Source organism: Luteibacter sp. OK325 (assembly GCF_003050935.1).
In the GTDB taxonomy this organism is placed as follows: Bacteria; Pseudomonadota; Gammaproteobacteria; order Xanthomonadales; family Rhodanobacteraceae; genus Luteibacter.
The window spans coordinates 124,721-137,872 of the sequence record NZ_QAOX01000008.1 but is presented as its reverse complement, the minus strand read 5'-3'; the positions used below and the strand labels follow the sequence as shown (position 1 = coordinate 137,872).

The following is a 13,152-nucleotide window of genomic DNA, read 5'->3' as shown; positions in this document are numbered from 1 at the left end:
ACCGTATGCCGCGCGCCGACTTCTACCTGATCGACAAACCGCGGTTTCGCGAGGATCCGCTGCTGCTGGTCTGCGAACTGGCCAAGCGTGCCTTCGGTGTGCAGCAGCCAACCCTGATCCTCACCCGCGATTTCGAGCAGGCCGAGGCGATCGACGAGTACCTGTGGTCGTTCGATGAAGACAGTTTCATCCCGCACCAGCTCGCCGGTGACGACGATGACGCGAACACGGCGGTGCTGATCGTGCCGCCGGGCGTCGAGGTGGCAGACCGGCCTATGGTGATCAACCTGCGCGAGGTCTGCGCGCCGGGACGTTTCGATCGCGTGCTCGAGGTGGTCGCGGCGGACCCCGCGGAACGCGAGGGGTCGCGTAGCCGGTGGACGGACTACAAGAAAGCCGGCTTTGAAGTGAACAAGCACGATATGTAAGAAAGAATCCCGCCAGTTGGCGGGATTTTTTTTGGGTCTCCACGCATTACCGGGGCCCGGGTGCCCGGCTTTCAGGCCGGGCATTCTTTCGCACCTCGCGCCTCGCGCATGGCTCGCTTCCGGCCTCGCGGGGCGGCTCGGCTTCGTCGTGGCTCTCTACACTTGGGCGTCTCGCGGGGGAGACCTTGGTGTCCACCCTCGCTGCTCAGACAGTCCTCCGCGTTCGGTGCGGAAGGCCGCTTCGCGGCCCATGTCTTATGTGGCCTACGGCCGCTCACTTGTGCGGAACTCGCCTCGAGGGTGGACGCCAAGGTCTCTCACAACGATACGGTTGAGTGGGAGGAGAGCCGTGGCGTGGTGCCGTCGTCGGCCCCGGCCGCTTCCGGAACACCGGGGCGAAGCGGAAGCGGCTGCTGGTACCCGGTCGCCGAACACCTTCCTCGCTCCTGTGCCGCCGTGCCTGCGGACGATGCTGTCGCGCGGCTTTGGCTCGACCCACGCGAACCTCAGGGCTCGGGAGAGCCTTCGGTGCCCACCCTCGAGGCGAGTTCCGCACAAGTGGAGCGGCCGTAGGCCAGATAGATACACGGGCCGCGCAGCGGCCTTTCCGGTACGAAGCGCGGAGGACTGTCTGAGCAGCGAGGGTGGGCACCGAAGGCTCAGCGCCTCACCCTCTACGGTGGACCGAACCCGTCGTAGTCAGCCGCCGAGCTTCACGACCTGTTCGCGCATGGCCTGCGCCTGGTGGGTCCAGTCGGCGATGCGCTGGCGCTCTTGTTCGACGACCTCGGCAGGTGCGTTGGCGACGAAGTTCGCATTGCCGAGTTTGGCTTCGCACTTGCGGACTTCGCCTTCGATGCGGGCGATCTCCTTGGCCAGGCGGGTCTTCTCCGCGCCCACGTCGATCAGGCCTTCCAGCGGGATCAGCACGCGCATGCCGCCGACCACGCCGACCGCAGCGGCGGGCTCGTCACCGTCGACCCAGACCGGCGTTTCCACACGGCCGAGGAAGGCGATCTGCGCGGCGAACTTCCCCGCGCGTCCACGATCGGCGGCATCGCCGTCGGCGAACAGCAGCGGAATGACCTTGCCCGGCGAGATATTCATCTCGGCACGGATGCGGCGCACACCCGTGAGCACATCCTTGACCCATTCGATCTCGGCCGTCGCCGTGGCATCGGCTTCGACGTCCGTGGCTTCGGGGTAGGGACGCAGCATGATCGTCTCGCCCTCGATACCGAGCACCGGCCGCACGTTCTGCCAGATCTCTTCGGTGACGAAGGGAATGATCGGATGCAACGCGCGCAGCAGCGTCTCCAGCACGTGGACGAGGGTGTAGCGCGTCGAGGCCACGGCGTCGTCGTCGTTACCGCTCAGCGCCGGCTTGGAAAGCTCGAGGAACCAGTCGCAGAACTCATTCCAGGTGAACTCGTACAGCGCCTGGGCAGCGAGATCGAAGCGATAGCCCGCAAGCTGTTCCTTCACTGTCGCCAGCGTGTCGTGCAGGCGGGTGAGGATCCAGCGCTCGGCTTCCGTCGTCGGCTTCGTCGGCGTGACCTTCGCGTCTTCACCGAGGTTCATCAGCACGAAACGCGAGGCGTTCCACAGCTTGTTGACGAAAGCCTTGTAGCCAGCCGCGCGCTCGAGATCGAACTTGATGTCGCGACCATGCGTAGCAAGCGAGGCGAAGGTGAAGCGCAGCGCATCGGCACCGAACGCGGGGATGCCTTCGGCGAATTCCTTGCGTGTGGCCTTCTCGATCTTCTCGGCCATCTTCGGCTGCATCAGGCTGCTCGTGCGCTTGGCCACCAGATCGTCCAGCGTGATGCCGTCGATGAGGTCGAGCGGGTCGAGCACGTTGCCCTTGGACTTGGACATCTTCTGGCCGTCCTTGTCGCGGATCAGGCCCGTGACATAGACGTCCTTGAACGGCACTTCGCCGGTGAAGTGGTCGGTCATCATGATCATCCGGGCGACCCAGAAGAAGATGATGTCGAAGCCGGTGACCAGCACGTTGGTCGGCAGGTAGCGGTCGAAACCGCGCTCGGCCTGCGCCTGCGGATCGGGCCAGCCGAGCGTGGAATGGCTCCACAGCGACGACGAGAACCAGGTTTCCAGCACGTCGAGGTCGCGGCGCAGGGCGCCGGTATAACCGAGCTCCGCGGCCTTCGCCTTCGCCTCGCTCTCGTCATGCGCCACGACGATGGCGCCGTCGGCCGTGTACCAGGCGGGAATCTGGTGACCCCAGGTCAGCTGGCGGCTGATGCACCAGTCCTGGATGTTGGCAAGCCAGTGACGGTAAGTATTGATCCAGTTCTCGGGGACGAACTTCACGTCGCCCTGTTCGACCAGCTGCAGGCCGCGAGCGGCGAGCGTGTCCATCTTCACGAACCACTGCCAGGTGAGGTATGGCTCGATGACCTGGCCGGTACGGTCGCCGCGCGGCACCTGCAGCTTGTGCTTTTTCGTTTCGACCAGGAGCTCGGCGGCTTCGAGGTCGGCAAGCACGGCCTTGCGCGCGACGTAGCGATCCAGACCGCGGTATTTCTCCGGCGCCGCGTCGTTGATCTTCGCGTCGTCGGTGAGAATGTTGATCATCGGCAGGTTGTGACGCAGGCCGATGGCGTAGTCGTTGAAGTCGTGCGCCGGGGTGATTTTCACGCAGCCGGTGCCGAAGTCTTTCTCGACGTAGTCGTCGCCGATGATCGGGATCTGGCGGTCGGACAGCGGCAGGCTGAGCATGCGGCCGATCAGGTGCGCGTAGCGCTCGTCTTCCGGATGCACGGCGACGGCGACGTCACCCAGCATGGTTTCCGGGCGGGTGGTGGCGACGACAAGTTCGCCCGAACCGTCCGCAAGCGGATAGCGGATCGACCACATTGAACCGTCTTCTTCCTCGCTGACCACTTCGAGGTCGGAGATCGCGGTTTTCAATACCGGGTCCCAGTTGACCAGCTTCTGGCCACGGTAGATCAGGCCTTCCTCGTGCAGGCGCACGAAGGTTTCGACCACGGCCTTCGACGGGCCCGGATCCATGGTGAAGACTTCGCGGCTCCAGTCGCCCGATACACCCATGCGGCGCATCTGGCGGCCGATCGTATCGCCGGACTCGGCCTTCCATTCCCATACGCGGCTGATGAACGATTCGCGGTCGAAGTCCGAGCGCTGCTTGCCTTCCGCATTGAGCTGGCGGGTGACGACCATTTCGGTGGCAATGCCCGCGTGGTCGGTGCCCAGCTGCCACAAGGTGTCGTAGCCACGCATGCGGTGGTACCGGACCAGGGTGTCCATGATCGTGTGCTGGAACGCATGGCCCATGTGCAGCGTGCCCGTGACGTTGGGCGGCGGCAGCATGATCGTGTAGGGCGTGCCCTTGCCCGACGGCTTGAAATAGCCGTTGGACTCCCACTGGGCGTACCACTTCGACTCGATCTGGCTGGGCTCGAAACTCTTATCCATGCGTGGGTTCTCGGCTCGCGACGAAAAGACTGCCATTGTAGGCGATACTTGAGGGATGACTGCATCCGATGTGGCCGCGATCCTCGGCGCGGAGGGCCCGTTTGCCCGTGAAGTACCCGGTTTCGCGCCCCGCGAGGCGCAGGAGCGCATGGCGGGAGCGGTGGCTACGGCCATCGACCAGCGTGACGTCCTGATTGCCGAGGCCGGCACCGGCACCGGCAAGACCTTCGCCTATCTGGTCCCTGCCTTGATGTCGGGGCGCAAGATCATTGTTTCCACCGGGACCAAGGCCCTGCAGGACCAGTTGTTCTTCCGCGACCTGCCGCGCGTCCACGCGGTGCTGGGCAGCCGCGCCAGGACCAGCCTGCTCAAGGGCCGGTCCAATTACCTGTGCCTGTATCGGCTGGACCAGGCCGTCCGCGAGGGCAATCCCGACCGCCAGCTGGCCAGCCAGCTCTCCGCGATCCGAGCGTGGTCGGCCCGCACCCGTCGCGGCGACCGCATGGAAATGATCGACATTCCCGAGGATTCCCCGGTGTGGCCGCGGGTCACCTCCACGCCTGAGAATTGCCTGGGAACGGAGTGCCCGTTCTTCGACGACTGCCACGTGGTCAAGGCGCGCCGCGAGGCGATGGAGGCCGATATCGTCGTGGTCAATCATCACCTGTTGATGGCCGATCTCGCCCTGAAACAGGAAGGCTTCGGCGAGATTCTGCCGGGCGCCGACGCCTTCATCCTCGATGAAGCACACCAGATTCCCGAGCTGGCCGGCCAGTTTTTCTCACAAAGTGTCAGCGCGCGACAGATGGTGGACCTTGCCCAGGATGCCCTGGCCGAAGCGCAGGGCGTCACCGGCGCAACGAGCCAGCTGCTCGAGCCGGTGGAAGTGGTCCAGGACCTGGTCAAGCGCCTGCGCCTGGCCATGGATCCCTTGCCGGCACGCGGCCCGTTTGGCGCGCTCGACCGCGACGAAGTGGTGCACGGACTTCTTGGCGAGCTGCGCGAGGTGATGGCCGCACTCGCCGACCTGCTTTCCTCGCTGGGCGAGCGCTCGCGCGGGTTGGCCAACGTGTTCGAACGCGCGCAGATGCTCAGCCTGCGGCTGGACCGTATCGCCGAGGAGCATTCGGCCTCCGACGTGCGCTGGTATGAAACCTGGCCGCGTGGTTTCGCCCTGCACGCCACGCCGCTGGATCTGGCCACGCCGCTCCGCGCGATGCGCACGGCTACGGACGCAGCATGGATCCATACCTCGGCCACCTTGTCGATTGCCGGCGACTTCGCCCACTTCGCCCGCCAGCTCGGTATCGAGGACCCGCAGACGCTGCATGTGGAGAGTCCGTTCGACTACCAGCGCCAGGCGCTCGCCTATCTGCCCAAGGACCTCCCCGATCCTGCGGCACGTGATTACACCGACCGCGTCATCGCGGCGATCCGTCCCGTGCTGGACGCCTCCGACGGCCGCGCGTTCCTGCTCTTCACCTCGCACCGTGCCCTGCGCCGTGCGGCGGAACTGCTCGAAGGTCGCGTGCCGTGGCCGTTGTTCGTCCAGGGCACTGCGCCGCGACATCGCCTCCTCGAGGAATTCCGCGCCAGCGGCCGCGGGGTGCTGCTGGGCGCGGCGAGTTTCTGGGAAGGCGTGGATGTGGCCGGCGAAGCCCTGAGCGTGGTCGTCATCGACAAACTGCCCTTCGCCATGCCCGACGACCCCGTCCTCCAGGCGCGGCTTGAAGCGCTCGAGGAAGCGGGCATCAATCCTTTCATGGGCTGGCAGGTACCGACGGCCGTCATCGCGCTGAAGCAGGGCGCGGGGCGCCTCATCCGCGACGTGCACGATCGCGGCGTGCTGGTGCTGTGCGATCCGCGGCTCAGCACCAAGGGCTATGGCCGGCTGTTCCTTGCCAGTCTGCCGCCCATGCCGCGCACGCGCGAGCTCGCCGATGTCACGGCCTTCTTCGCTCCGGTGTCTTCCCAGGCCTGATTTCCCCCTCGGGCCGGGTCGACTCCGTTTCGCCCCTCCTCGCCCGCGCTTTGCCATGGCCGGCGCCGATAGCGCACCCACGACCGGCCCAGCATCGTTCCCATCTATCAGGAAGGGAGAGGCCGATGTTTCGCTGGATGCAATCGATTACCGCCAAGGTGCTGGGTATCGGGCTGCTTGCCCTGCTCATGCTGATTCCGCTGACCCAGGCCGATGGCCTGGTACGCGAGCGACAGGCCATGCGCGATACGGCCGTCACCCGGGTTGCGGATGGCTGGGGTGGCCCACAAGTCATCGGTGGCCTGGTACTTGCCGTGCCAACCCAGCGCGAGACGCACGACGCCGCAGGTGCCGTCGCCAAGCTCGTCGACGGTACGGAAATCGTCCTCGCCGATGCCCTCGACACGGTCGCCGACCTCACTGTCGACAAGCGCTCGTCCGGCATGTACGTGGTACCGACCTATACCGGCGAAGTCACCATCCGTGGCCATTTCCTTCCCGCCGATCTGCGCCGGTTCGCTGCCGAGGCGGGTGCCACCTGGTTCACCGGCAAATCGGAAGTCCGCGTGCTGATCGCCGATACACGTGGCCTGCAGGGCATCACCTCGGTCATGGTCGATGGCCATGCGGTGCGCTTGTCGTCGTCCACCGCACGCATGGGCCCGTACACGGTGCTGTCGGCGCCGATCATCATCGAGCCGGATCGCGAAGCGCCGGTCGAATTCGAACTCAAGCTCAGCGTCGCCGGCACGGAGTCCTTTTCGGCGCTTCCCCTGGCGCGTACGAACAGCGTGCAGATGCGCTCGCCGTGGCCCGACCCCAGCTTCACCGGCTCCCTGTTGCCGACACGACGCAGCGTCACGTCGGCGGGCTTCGATGCCTCGTGGAAAATCCTCGATCTCAATCGCGCGTACGGCCAGCATTGGGATGCGACGAACCGTGACGTATCCGATCGCCTGGAGGCCTCGGCCTTTGGCGTTAAGCTGTACCAGCCCGGCGGTGTGTACCAGCAGAACGATCGAGCCGGCAAATACGGCCTGCTCTTCATCGCGCTCACCTTCGTGGCGTTCTTCCTGTTCGAAGTCTTGAAGGGCCTGCGCCTGCATCCTGTGCAATACCTGTTGGTCGGCGCGGCGATGACCAGCTTCTACGTGCTCCTGCTTGCCCTTTCCGAACAGATCGGATTTGGCCCGGCCTACGCCGTCGCCGCCGCCACGGTGGTTCTGATTGTGGGAGGGTATGCGATGGCGGCCTTGCGCGCGCGGACGGCCGGCCTGGCGCTTGGCGGCGTCCTCACCCTGGTTTACGCCATACTGTATGGCCTGATCGGCGCGGAACAGTACGCGCTGCTGATCGGCTCGGTCGTGCTCGTGGCAGTCATCGCGCTGCTGATGTACCTGACCCGCCGGATCGACTGGTACGCCCAGGGCGTACCGCTCAACGCCACGTCGGAAACGCCATGAACTTCCTTGCCATCGAAACCTCCACGGAAGCCTGCTCGGTCGCCCTCGTCCACGGTGACGAAGTGATCGAGCGCAGCGAGATAGCGCCGCGCAGGCATGCCGAACTCGTCCTGCCCATGGCCGACGACCTGCTCGCCGAAGCCGGCCTGAGCCGCACCTCGCTCCACGGCATTGCCGTGGGGCGTGGCCCGGGTGCCTTTACGGGCGTACGTCTGGGCGTGTCCCTGGCACAGGGCATGGCGATGGCATTGGACGTGCCCGTCGTCACGGTGTCGTCGTTGCAGGCGCTGGCGCTGGAAGCACCCGAAGACGATGCCGCCATACTTTCCGTGATCGACGCGCGCATGGGTGAGATCTATGTCGCCGCATGGCGGCGCGAGGACGATGGCAGTGTCACGCTTATCGATCGCGAGCGCGTCGATACGGCGGCCGCGCTGGTATTGCCCGATGCTACGGCATGGCACGTTGTCGGCACGGGGTGGGCCACGTATGAGGCGATTCTCCGGGAACGCATTACCGCGCCGATCCGCTCGGCTGACGGTGCGCGTTTTCCGCAGGCCCGGCACGTTGCCGAAGTGGCGGCGCGGGCTTTTCGCAATGGCGAAGCCGTGGCGCCGGAGTTGGCCTTGCCGGTGTACTTGCGCGACAAGGTGGCGTTGACGTTGGTGGAGCAGGGGCGAGCTTGAGGCTAGCTCCCATCGCCGATGAATCGGCTCCTACAGGAGCTCGCACAGGTGCTCTTGTAGGAGCCGATTCATCGGCGATACGCGCGAAGCGCGTCAATGTCAGCCGGGAACTATACGACCGGCTGTGTCTTCACTGCCTTCGGCGAAGGCCAGGCAGATGATGCCGGCGACGATGACGCCGGCGCCGACGATCTGCGTGATGCTTACCGGTTCAGCGAACACCCACCAGGACAGCGCCATCGCGGTCACGACTTCCAGGTGGGACGCCGCGAAGGCCGGCCCGATCGGTGCATGTTTGAGCAGGCTCATCCAGGTGACGAAGGCCCCGATGTAACCGGCTATCGCGCCGTACACCCACGGATGCGAGAACACGCGGAGCAACCACGCCATGCTCATCTCCAGCGGCAGGGCATGCATGCCGGCCGCCTTGAAGCAGAGCAGGTTGACCGTGTCGAACGCAAGCAGAAGCGTGAAGCCGATAAGGTAGAAGCGCTTCACGAGCCGGCGCCGACGATGGCGACGCCCGCAGCCACCAGGAGGATGCCGGTGACGCGCAATGGGGTGAGGCGCTCATGGAAGAGGATGCGCCCCGCGACCATGATCGCGACGATGTTGAGCGCGCCAAGCAGGACGCCCTCTGATAGCGGCACCAGCGAGAGAAAGGCGATCCAGACCAGGAACACGGCGACGTAGCAGCCGATGCCGACCCATATCCAGGGACGTGCAAGCATGTAGCGCCAACGTGCGAGCCCGTCCCCGGCGCGACCGTCACTGGCCACTGCCTTGAAGACCAGCTGCCCGGCGGTATCGAGCACGACATAGGCGATCAACAGCGCCAGGGCCAGGCCGTGCATCCGATCAGGCGGCCATGCGCGAAGGTCGCGCGTCGCGGGAGACACGGCTGAAGAAATCGGCCGTGCGTTCGATCAGCATGCGCCGCTCGCGGTCGATCGTGATCATGTGATAACTGTCGCCAAGCAGGAGCATCTCGATCGGCCCGCGCACGCGGCGCGCGACCAGGTCCGCATTGGCCACACTGGCGACGTCGTCGTCCGCTGCGTGCGCGACGAAACACGGCGCGACGACATCGGGCAGGCGACGACGCACATCGCGCGAAAGCTCGACCATCTCGGCCAGCGCGTCCCAGGGATTACCTGGCAGGCCGGCAGCTTCGCTGTCGCCGGAGAACATCGCGGCGCTGACCTGCGCACGCAGGCGCTCGTCACGGATGCCGTAGGGGGGCTGCTCGATGAAAACGCGGTTCTTGCCAATGCCGAGGCGCTTGAACATCGGCAGCATGAACGAGAATCTGCCCGTCCAGGGAATCGACCAGCCGTCGTAGCGGAACGTGGCGCCGAACACGCCCACGCCGTCGACCCAGTCGGGGCGAACGGCGGCCAGGCGCAGCGCCAGAAGGGCACCCATAGAGAGGCCGGCGACGAAGACGCGGTCGACGCGCCCACGGAGCTCTTCCGCGGCAGCCTCGACGCTGGCGTACCAGTCTTCCCACGTGGTGGCGAGGAGGTCTTCTTCCGTGCCGCAGTGACCAGCCAGGCGCACGCCGACGACGGTAAACCCGGCGCGGTTGAGGCCCTTGCCAAGGATACGCATCTCGGTAGGCGTGCCAGTCAGTCCGTGGATCAGCAGGACACCGTCGCGCCCGCCCTCGAACTGGAATTCTGCCGGGTTGCTCACGCCGAAGCCTCGTATCCTGGATTGCTCATGAAGAGCATGGTCTCAGTGCGTGGTTTCAGCTGGCTTTCCTGTCACCGCCGGGAACCGAACCTCCACCCGGAGACCGCCGGAGGCCGCATGCAGGAACGCTACTTGCGCGGCATGCCGCTCGGCGATGCTCTCCACGATGGACAGGCCCAGGCCCGTGCCGTCCTCGTCGCCGCCGGGCACGCGGAAGAAGCGTTCGCCCAGCAGGGTGAGGAAAGCATCGGCGACACCCGGGCCATCGTCGTCCACGGCGAGCACGAACTCGTCCACCTCCCGGGAGAGCGACACGGTGACCGTGCAGCCACGGCCTGCGTAGTGGTAGGCGTTGTCGACCAGGTTGTCGATGACCTCCTGGACCTGGAGCGCGTCCCCACGTATCAGGCACGCGCCGTCGATGCCTTCGTAGCCGAGGTCGACGCCGAGCGATAGCGCCTGGTGCACGCGCATGGCCACCGCTTCGGGCACCACGGTGGACAGGTCGATGACGGCCATGCCGTCCTGGTCGGGCAGGTCGGGCGATTGGGTGCGGGTGAGCGCAAGCAATTGCGCCGATGTGCGCGCCGCACGTGCGGCGAGGCGGTGCACGTGGCCGAGGGCCTCGGTCCGCTGGGTTCCATCGAGGGTGGCCTCGAAACGTTCGACGTGCAACTGGATGCCGGCAAGCGGTGTGCGCAACTGGTGCGCGGCATCGGCGATGAAGCGCTCCTGCAGGCCGAGCATGTTGCGCATGCGCGCAAAGAGATCGTCGATGGTGCGGGTAAGCGGCAGGATCTCGATCGGGACGTCTTCCTCGCCGATCGGACCCAGGTCATGCCCGCGCCGGCTCAGGCGCGCCGTCAACGGCTCCAGCACACGCAGGCCATGGCTCACGCCAAACCACACCAGGCACAACACGGCCATGATCAGCAGGGCTTGCATCGGCAGGGTGAGGAAAAGAATCTCGCGCGCGCGCATGTGCCGGTCGCGCAGGCTCTCGGCCACGGTAATCGTCAGCACGTCACCCGCTTCGTTGCGATTGCTCACCCGCATGACCGCCGCACGCAAGGGCTTGCGACCCAGGGCGGTGTCATAGAGCCGCGGCGGCCCGTCGGTAGGCACGCTGCCTTCCGGCCCCGACAGCTCGGCGTTGCCGATGAGCCGACCGTGTCGATCGCTGAACACCGTGTAGTAGTTGCGTCCGTCGGGATCGTATTCGAGGAGGAAGCGCGCCTGGGCGGTGAGTTCGCCGCGAAGCGCGTCGTTGCCGATCATCTCGGACAGGGTCAGCGCTGAGTCGGAAAGATCCGAGTCGTGCACCCGGTTGGAATAGGCCAGGGCGACGAAATAGCCGATCACCGCGTCAAGCAGGAGGAAGCCCAGGACCGGTACCAGCAGGAAGGTGAGCAGGCGGCGGCGCAGGCTGGGCTGGGACGGACGGTGCCCCGCATGGCGACGCTCAGGCATCCGTGGATTCTTCGAGCAGGTAGCCCAGGCCGCGGATGGTACGCACGCTCGTGCCCGAGCCACCCAGCTTGCGGCGGAGGCGGTGCAGGGCGATATCCAGGCCGTTGTCGGTGAGGTCTTCGTCCCAGTTGCACAGGGCTTCGACCAGCTGGGCGCGACTGGTGACTTTGTCGGCGCGGATGGCGAGCGCTTCAATCAGGCCGAACTCGCGTGCGGTCAGGTCGAGCGGTACCTCGCCGATCCAGGCGCGGTGACCGGGGATGTCCAGGCGCAGGCGTCCGATGCGGAATTCCGGTGTGCCGTTGCTGCTGCGGCGGCGGAGCAGGGCGCGCACGCGCGCATCGAACTCGGCCAGCGCGAAAGGCTTCACCAGGTAATCGTCAGCGCCGAGATCGAGCACGCGCACGCGCTCTTTCAGGCCCTCGCGTGCGGTGACCACCAGCACCGGAAGACTGGCGCCGCGCTTTCGCGCCCGTGCCAGCACTTCGCTGCCGTCAAGCATGGGCAGGCCCAGGTCGAGCACCAGCAAGTCGTAATCGTGATCGCGCAGGGCGTTGTCGGCACTGGCGCCATCGGGAACATGGTCGACGGCGTGACCACCCTGTTCGAGGGAGGAGCGTACGGCCGCGGCGATGGCGGCGTCGTCTTCGGCTAGGAGGATGCGCATGGTGGGGAAGGATACGCTCCGGAAGGAGACGCACGCATGTTGTCGTGGCAGGATTTTCGGCCCCGTTCACGTTGCCTCAATTGCGAACGATTCGCATTGCTGTTAACATCACCAGGCTTTCCGACCACTGGCTGCAGGGGCCCTCAACCGCATGCGCGACACCGTCGACCGGCAACGCCGTGCGTTCTGGCTAAAGCACCTGCACCGCTGGCACTGGATCAGTTCGGCCATCTCGCTGGTGGTGCTCCTGCTGTTCTCGGTGACGGGATTCACGCTCAATCATGCTGCGCGCATCGAAGCGTCGCCGCACGTCGAGCGACGCCAAGCCACCCTGCCACCCGAACTGCTCAGCCACCTCGTCGCGCCGCGTGAGAAATCCGCGCCGCTGCCGATATCGATCGCCGCATTCGTGGCCGCACACACCGGAGCACACATCGAAGGACGCGCGGGCGACTGGAGCGACGACGAAGTGGCCGTGTCGATGCCGCGGCCCGGTGGCGATGGCTGGGTCAGCATCGACCGGGAGACCGGCCAGGTTCAGTACGAGACCACGGATCGCGGATGGCTCGCCTACGTGAACGACCTGCACAAGGGCCGCAACACCGGTCCGGTGTGGAGCTGGTTCATCGACGTGTTCGCATTGGCCTGTGTCGTCTTCGCACTCACCGGCCTGCTCCTGCTGCAGATGCACGCGGGGCAACGTCGTATGACCTGGCCGATGGTGGCCCTCGGTTTCGTCCTTCCGGCGGTCATCGCCCTCATTTTCATTCACTGACGGATCCGCCCATGCGTCGTCTGATTCCGCTTCTCCTGTGCGTTGCCGCGACTGCGCCTGCCGCAGCTGCCGATCTGAACCTCACCGTGGAAATCCCCACGTTGAAGGTGGCCGAGTATCACCGACCGTATGTCGCCGTGTGGGTGGAGCGCGAAGACCACAGCGTCGCGGCCAATCTTGCGATCTGGTACGACATGAAAAAGGCCGATGGCGAAGGCACCAAGTGGCTGAAAGACATGCGCCAGTGGTGGCGCCGCAGCGGCCGTGACCAGTCCATGCCGATCGACGGCGTCTCAGGTGCCACGCGCCCCGCCGGCCAGCACCAGCTGCGCCTCACCGATGGCAACCCCCCGCTGGGTACGCTCGCGCCCGGTCACTACGAGCTGGTGGTCGAGGCCGCGCGCGAAGTCGGCGGTCGCGAAGCGCAGCGCATCGCGTTCGACTGGCCGGTGAAGGCACCCACGCACCTGTCCGCCAAGGGCACGGACGAACTCCGCCAGATCAACCTCGACCTCAATCCGTAACCGG

General features: G+C 65.9%; 12 protein-coding genes. 6 read left to right on the top strand and 6 right to left on the bottom strand.

All coding sequences use genetic code 11. The annotated features are described in order from the left end of the window. Window positions 1-5: 5 nt before the first annotated feature. The gene (locus C8J98_RS17155; protein ID WP_107914401.1) at window positions 6-428 is read left to right on the top strand and encodes a DNA polymerase III subunit chi; all 423 of its coding nucleotides are present in this window, start codon (window positions 6-8) and stop codon (window positions 426-428) included. A 699-nt stretch (window positions 429-1,127) separates the two neighbouring features. On the opposite strand, the gene C8J98_RS17150 is transcribed toward C8J98_RS17155, so the two are convergent. Next, the gene (locus C8J98_RS17150; protein WP_107914400.1) at window positions 1,128-3,887 is read right to left on the bottom strand and encodes a valine--tRNA ligase; all 2,760 of its coding nucleotides are present in this window, start codon (window positions 3,885-3,887) and stop codon (window positions 1,128-1,130) included. 55 nt (window positions 3,888-3,942) lie between these two features. Here C8J98_RS17150 and C8J98_RS17145 point away from each other — a divergent pair, with 55 nt between their 5' ends. The 3 genes from C8J98_RS17145 (at window position 3,943) to tsaB (ending at window position 8,017) form a co-directional block, all read left to right on the top strand. Further along, window positions 3,943-5,868: an ATP-dependent DNA helicase gene (locus tag C8J98_RS17145; protein ID WP_107914399.1), complete on the top strand. Its 1,926-nt coding sequence runs from the start codon at window positions 3,943-3,945 to the stop codon at window positions 5,866-5,868. Between the two features lie 125 nt (window positions 5,869-5,993). Next, window positions 5,994-7,331 (top strand): cell envelope integrity protein CreD, encoded by a 1,338-nt coding sequence (gene creD, locus C8J98_RS17140; protein WP_107914398.1) that lies wholly within the window; start codon window positions 5,994-5,996, stop codon window positions 7,329-7,331. Continuing rightward, on the top strand, window positions 7,328-8,017 hold the full coding sequence (gene tsaB, locus C8J98_RS17135; RefSeq protein WP_107914397.1) for a tRNA (adenosine(37)-N6)-threonylcarbamoyltransferase complex dimerization subunit type 1 TsaB: 690 nt from the start codon (window positions 7,328-7,330) through the stop codon (window positions 8,015-8,017). Before creD ends, tsaB begins: the two co-directional genes overlap by 4 nt. 99 nt (window positions 8,018-8,116) lie before the next feature. Here tsaB and C8J98_RS17130 read toward each other — a convergent pair whose 3' ends face one another. The 5 genes from C8J98_RS17130 to C8J98_RS17110 are packed head-to-tail and all read right to left on the bottom strand — an operon-like array spanning window position 8,117 to window position 11,849. Then, on the bottom strand, window positions 8,117-8,515 hold the full coding sequence (locus C8J98_RS17130; RefSeq protein WP_107914396.1) for an EamA family transporter: 399 nt from the start codon (window positions 8,513-8,515) through the stop codon (window positions 8,117-8,119). After that, the gene (locus C8J98_RS17125) at window positions 8,512-8,871 is read right to left on the bottom strand and encodes an EamA family transporter (protein WP_107914395.1); all 360 of its coding nucleotides are present in this window, start codon (window positions 8,869-8,871) and stop codon (window positions 8,512-8,514) included. Before C8J98_RS17125 ends, C8J98_RS17130 begins: the two co-directional genes overlap by 4 nt. A 4-nt stretch (window positions 8,872-8,875) precedes the next feature. Beyond that, the gene (locus C8J98_RS17120) at window positions 8,876-9,712 is read right to left on the bottom strand and encodes an alpha/beta fold hydrolase (protein WP_107914394.1); all 837 of its coding nucleotides are present in this window, start codon (window positions 9,710-9,712) and stop codon (window positions 8,876-8,878) included. A 42-nt stretch (window positions 9,713-9,754) separates the two neighbouring features. Next, window positions 9,755-11,182, bottom strand: a complete 1,428-nt coding sequence (locus C8J98_RS17115) for a sensor histidine kinase (RefSeq protein WP_107914393.1) — start codon at window positions 11,180-11,182, stop codon at window positions 9,755-9,757. Further along, on the bottom strand, window positions 11,175-11,849 hold the full coding sequence (locus C8J98_RS17110; protein ID WP_107914392.1) for a response regulator: 675 nt from the start codon (window positions 11,847-11,849) through the stop codon (window positions 11,175-11,177). The genes C8J98_RS17115 and C8J98_RS17110 overlap by 8 nt, the downstream gene beginning before the upstream one ends. Before the next feature lie 151 nt (window positions 11,850-12,000). Between C8J98_RS17110 and C8J98_RS17105 the strand changes: the two genes are divergently transcribed. After that, window positions 12,001-12,624: a PepSY-associated TM helix domain-containing protein gene (locus C8J98_RS17105; RefSeq protein WP_107914391.1), complete on the top strand. Its 624-nt coding sequence runs from the start codon at window positions 12,001-12,003 to the stop codon at window positions 12,622-12,624. Between the two features lie 11 nt (window positions 12,625-12,635). Beyond that, complete coding sequence (locus C8J98_RS17100; RefSeq protein WP_107914390.1) at window positions 12,636-13,148, top strand: DUF2271 domain-containing protein; 513 nt, start codon at window positions 12,636-12,638, stop codon at window positions 13,146-13,148. Window positions 13,149-13,152 lie beyond the last annotated feature (4 nt).